Annotated in this window: 5 protein-coding genes and 1 pseudogene; 3 read left to right on the top strand and 3 right to left on the bottom strand. The window is 67.7% G+C overall.

Annotated features, from left to right (window positions below; genetic code table 11):
• The 3 genes from RTU05_RS17210 to RTU05_RS17200 form a co-directional block, all read right to left on the bottom strand.
• Positions 1–338, bottom strand: a 338-nt coding sequence (locus RTU05_RS17210; protein WP_312599535.1) for a DUF6468 domain-containing protein, incomplete at its 3' end; no start/stop codon positions are given.
• On the bottom strand, positions 338–1381 hold the full coding sequence (gene fliM, locus RTU05_RS17205) for a flagellar motor switch protein FliM (protein ID WP_312599534.1): 1044 nt from the start codon (positions 1379–1381) through the stop codon (positions 338–340). The genes fliM and RTU05_RS17210, both read right to left, overlap by 1 nt.
• A 2-nt stretch (positions 1382–1383) precedes the next feature.
• Positions 1384–2043, bottom strand: coding sequence for a flagellar basal body-associated FliL family protein (locus RTU05_RS17200; protein ID WP_312599533.1), 660 nt, complete (start codon positions 2041–2043; stop codon positions 1384–1386).
• Positions 2044–2224: 181 nt separating this feature from the next.
• Here RTU05_RS17200 and flgF point away from each other — a divergent pair, with 181 nt between their 5' ends.
• The 3 genes and pseudogenes from flgF to RTU05_RS17185 form a co-directional block, all read left to right on the top strand.
• Entirely contained in the window at positions 2225–2965 is a 741-nt protein-coding gene (gene flgF, locus RTU05_RS17195) for a flagellar basal-body rod protein FlgF (protein WP_312599532.1), read from the top strand.
• 14 nt (positions 2966–2979) lie between these two features.
• Positions 2980–3768, top strand: coding sequence for a flagellar basal-body rod protein FlgG (flgG, locus tag RTU05_RS17190; RefSeq protein WP_248118777.1), 789 nt, complete (start codon positions 2980–2982; stop codon positions 3766–3768).
• 3 nt (positions 3769–3771) lie between these two features.
• A pseudogene (locus RTU05_RS17185) lies at positions 3772–4049 on the top strand (flagella basal body P-ring formation protein FlgA); the annotation flags it as partial.

Raw genomic sequence — 4049 nt, 5'->3', positions numbered from 1 at the left:
CGGGCCGGTTCGACCCGCAACGACAGCTCTTCCTCGGCGACGCGGACGGGCGCGGCGGCCGACGCCGGGGCGCGGGCGATCAGGGTCTCCAACTGCGCCTTGACCTCGCGCGCCTTGATGATGCGGTCGTGCAGCAGGTCCGTCTCCTGGCCCGAGGCGCGCAGGGTCGCCAGGGCGTTCTCGGCCCGGCCGGCGGCGGCGTTCAGATCGGTCACCGCCTGGGCGAAGGCCAGCTGGCCGGCGCGCAGGGCCGACAGCTTGCGTTCCAGCTTGACCCCGTATCCGACCGCCGCGACCAGCAGCAGCATCAGCACCGCGTCCATGATCATTCCGACCATCAGAGACCTCCTCCCAGGCGGGCGGCGGTCTCCGGGTTGACCGGCCCTTCCACGCGCACGGCGATATGCTGACCCTTGCGACCCATGCGGCCGGTGGTCAGGGGGATGGAGCCGGCGCGGATCGACACTTCCGAATCCGGCGTGGCGTTCAGTATCAGGGTGTCGCCGACCTTCAGGTTCAGCACGCTGGACAGCGACATCTGCTGCTCGTCCAGCACGGCGCGCACCTCGGTCTCGGTGGTCCACATCTCGGTGGCCAGGTGGCCTTCCCAGATGTTGTCGCGGCCGAACTTCTCGCCCATGAACTGCTGCAGCAGCATCTTGCGGATCGGCTCCAGCGTCGCATAGGGCAGCAGCAGCTCGATCCGGCCGCCGCGATCCTCCATGTCGATCCGCAGCTTGATCAGGATGGCCGCGTTCGCCGGCCGGGCGATGGCGGCGAAGCGGGGATTGGTCTCCAGCCGGTCCAGGTTGAAGTGGACGGGGGTCAGCGGCTCGAACGCCTGGCGGGCGTCGTTCAGCACCACCTCCACCATCCGCTGCACCAGGACGCGCTCGATGGTGGTGTAGGGGCGGCCTTCGATGCGCAGGGCCGCGGTGCCCCGGCGCCCGCCCAGCAGCACGTCCACGATCGAATAGATCAGGTTGGAATCGACCGTCAGCAGGCCGTAGTTGTCCAACTCCTCGGCGCGGAACACCGCCAGGATCGCCGGCAGGGGAATGGAGTTCAGATAGTCGCCGAACCGGATCGACGAGATATTGTCCAGCGACACCTCGACGTTGTCGGAGGTGAAGTTTCGCAGGGACGTGGTCATCAACCGCACCAGGCGGTCGAACACGATCTCCAGCATCGGCAGGCGTTCGTAGGACACCAGCGCCGAGTTGATGATGGCGCGGATGCCCGAGCGTTCGGCGCCGTCGTCGTCGCCCAGGTCGAAGCCCAGCAGGCTGTCGATCTCGTCCTGGTTCAGCACCCGTTCGGACAGGGCGTCGCCGGGATCGCCCAAGCCGCCGAAAGGGTCCAGTTGCGCCGCGTCGCTCATGCCTATTGCACCAGCATTTCTTCGATCAGCACGGCGTCCACCTTGCCCGGCGCGGCGATCAGATTGACGCGACGCAGGATTTCGGCCCGCAGCTGATAGGTGCCGGCCGAACCGCTCAGATCCTCGGGCCGCAGTTCGCGCACGAAGCCGGTGAACATGTCCTGCAGGCGCGGCATCTCTTCCTGAAGGTGGCTCGCCACCCCGGCGTCGTGCATCTCCAGCGTCAGTTTCAGCTTCAGGAAGGTAGGCCGGCCGTCGGCCGACTGAATGTTCATGACCATGTCCGGCAGGGTGTAGAAGGTCACGCCGTCCGGCCCATCCGAGATGACGCCCAGCGACGGATCGGCCTCGCCTTCCTTGCCGCCGCCCCCGTGGCCGCCGCCCTTCTTGTCTTCCTTCTTGTCGGCTTTCTCGGCGCCGTGTTCGGCCTCGGCCGCCGCGCCATGCGCCTCGGCGGGCTTGGGCTTCAGCATGAAGAAGGCCGCCGCCCCGCCTCCGCCCAGCACCAGCAGCGCGACAGGCGCGATGATGAACAGCAGCGGCAGTTTTTTCTTCTTGGGCGCGGCGGCGTCCTCGCCTTCGACGGCGGCCTCGCCCTCCTTCACGGCAGGCAGATTGGCGTCCGCGGCCGGATCACCCTTCTTCTTGCCGAACTTGAACATGCGCGCGCCCCGGAGACTCTCTCACCGCCAGGATCGGCCGGTTTTGGTTAACGCCACGTTTACGATGGGCAGGATTTGCCGGGTCGTCCGGGGGTGGATTGCCCTGAAACCCGCATTGCGCCTGGATTAACCCTGTTGGCACGGCCGTTGCGAGGGGGATCAGCGAAGGAGCACGCCTCTCGTGGAAAACGCCGCCTATATCGGACTGTCACGGCAGATGACGCTGCGTCGCGAACTGGACATCGTGGCCAACAACGTCGCCAACGCCAACACCACCGGCTTCAAGGTCGAGCAGCTGATGGTCAGCGCCGAGGTGGGCAAGCGCGCCCGCAACGATTCGATCAAGCCCTCGGCCAGCTTCGTGCTGGACAACGGCGTGGGCCGCGACTTCGGCCAGGGAGCGATGCAGCAGACGGGCCGCGGCCTGGACTTCGCCATCTCGGGCGAAGGCGCCTTCTTCACCGTGCGCGACGGGGCGAACGGCCAGGCCTACACCCGCGACGGGGCCTTCACCCTGGACCCCGAAGGCAAGCTGACCACCAAACAGGGCCAGGCGGTTCTGGGCGGCGGCGCCGAGATCGTGCTGGACCCCAATCTGGGCGCCCCCAGCGTCGGCGAGGACGGGACCATCACCCAGCAGGGCCAGGTCACCGGCCGCCTGTCGGTCGTGCGGTTCGAGGCCCTGGGCGTGCTCGAAAAGGGCGGCGACAGCCTTTATCGCAACCGTTCCAACACCCAGCCGATCGAGGCGACGGACGCCCAGATCCATCAGGGGTCGCTGGAATCCTCCAACGTCAATCCGCTGGTCGAGATCACCAATCTGGTCGAGATCAGCCGCGCCTACGAAAGCGTGTCGCGCATGATCGACAACACCAACGACCTCAGCCGTCGCGCCGTCGAGCGCCTCGGCAAGGCCGCGTAAAGGGAGCCCCAAAGATGCGCGCACTCCGCACCGCCGCCTCGGGCATGGCTGCTCAGCAGCTGAACGTCGAGGTCATCTCCAACAACATCGCCAACATGAACACGGTGGGCTTCAAGAAGCAGCGCGCCGAGTTCCAGGACCTGCTCTATCAGAACGTCGAACGGATGGGGGCCCAGTCCTCCAGCGCCGGCACCGTGGTTCCGACCGGCATCCAGATCGGCGCCGGCGTCAAGGCCGGGGCAGTCTATCGCGTCACCGAACAGGGCACGCCCCAGGCCACCGGCAATCCCTACGACATGGCCATCGACGGCAAGGGCTATTTCCAGATCAGCCTGCCCTCGGGCGAGAAGGCCTACACCCGCGCCGGCAACCTGCAGGTCAACCCGGAGGGCCAGATGGTCACCGACGACGGCTATCTGCTGGAGCCGGCCGTCACCATCCCGCAGGACACCACCAAGCTGACCATCTCCAAGACCGGCCTGGTCCAGGTGACGCAGGCCGGCCAGCCCGCCCCGACGACGGTGGGCCAGATCGAACTGGCCAACTTCTTCAACGAGGCGGGTCTGGAGGCCATCGGCGACAATCTGCTGCTGGAAACCGCCGCCTCGGGCCCCGCCATTGTCGGCACGCCCGGCGACGCGGGCTTCGGCCAGGTGCTGCAGAACTACACCGAGGCGTCGAACGTGGATGCGGTGTCGGAGATCAGCGCCCTGATCGTGGCCCAGCGCGCCTACGAGATGAACTCCAAGGTCATCAGCACCGCCGACCAGATGCTGTCGGTCGCCTCGCAAGTGAAGAGCTGAGCCATGCGCCTGACCCGCACCCTGATCCTCGCAGCCGCCGCCAGCGCCTTCGCCGGCGCGGCCTTGGCCGGCCCGGTCGTGCTGCGCGCCAATCCCGTCGACGACGACGGCCGCGTCACCCTGGGCGACCTGTTCGAGGGCGCCGGGTCCGCCGCCGACGTGGTGGTGGCCCAGCGCGTCGGCCCCTCGGTCGTGCTGGAGGCCGGCCAGCTTCAGGCCCAGGCGCGTCAGGCCGGTCTGGACTGGGCCAATCCCAACGGCCTGCGCCGCGTCGCCGTGCG

Source organism: Brevundimonas sp., from assembly GCF_032017145.1.
Classification (GTDB): domain Bacteria; phylum Pseudomonadota; class Alphaproteobacteria; order Caulobacterales; family Caulobacteraceae; genus Brevundimonas.
Note: the sequence above shows the minus strand (reverse complement) of the source record. Positions and strands in the feature narration are given on the sequence as shown.

What these genes read in the sequence shown, in the direction of transcription:
- flgG (WP_248118777.1), top strand. Translation starts at nt 2,980, where the DNA reads ATGCGCGCACTCCGCACCGCCGCCTCGGGCATGGCTGCTCAGCAGCTG.
- fliM (WP_312599534.1), bottom strand. Translation starts at nt 1,381, where the DNA reads ATGAGCGACGCGGCGCAACTGGACCCTTTCGGCGGCTTGGGCGATCCC.
- RTU05_RS17200 (WP_312599533.1), bottom strand. Translation starts at nt 2,043, where the DNA reads ATGTTCAAGTTCGGCAAGAAGAAGGGTGATCCGGCCGCGGACGCCAAT.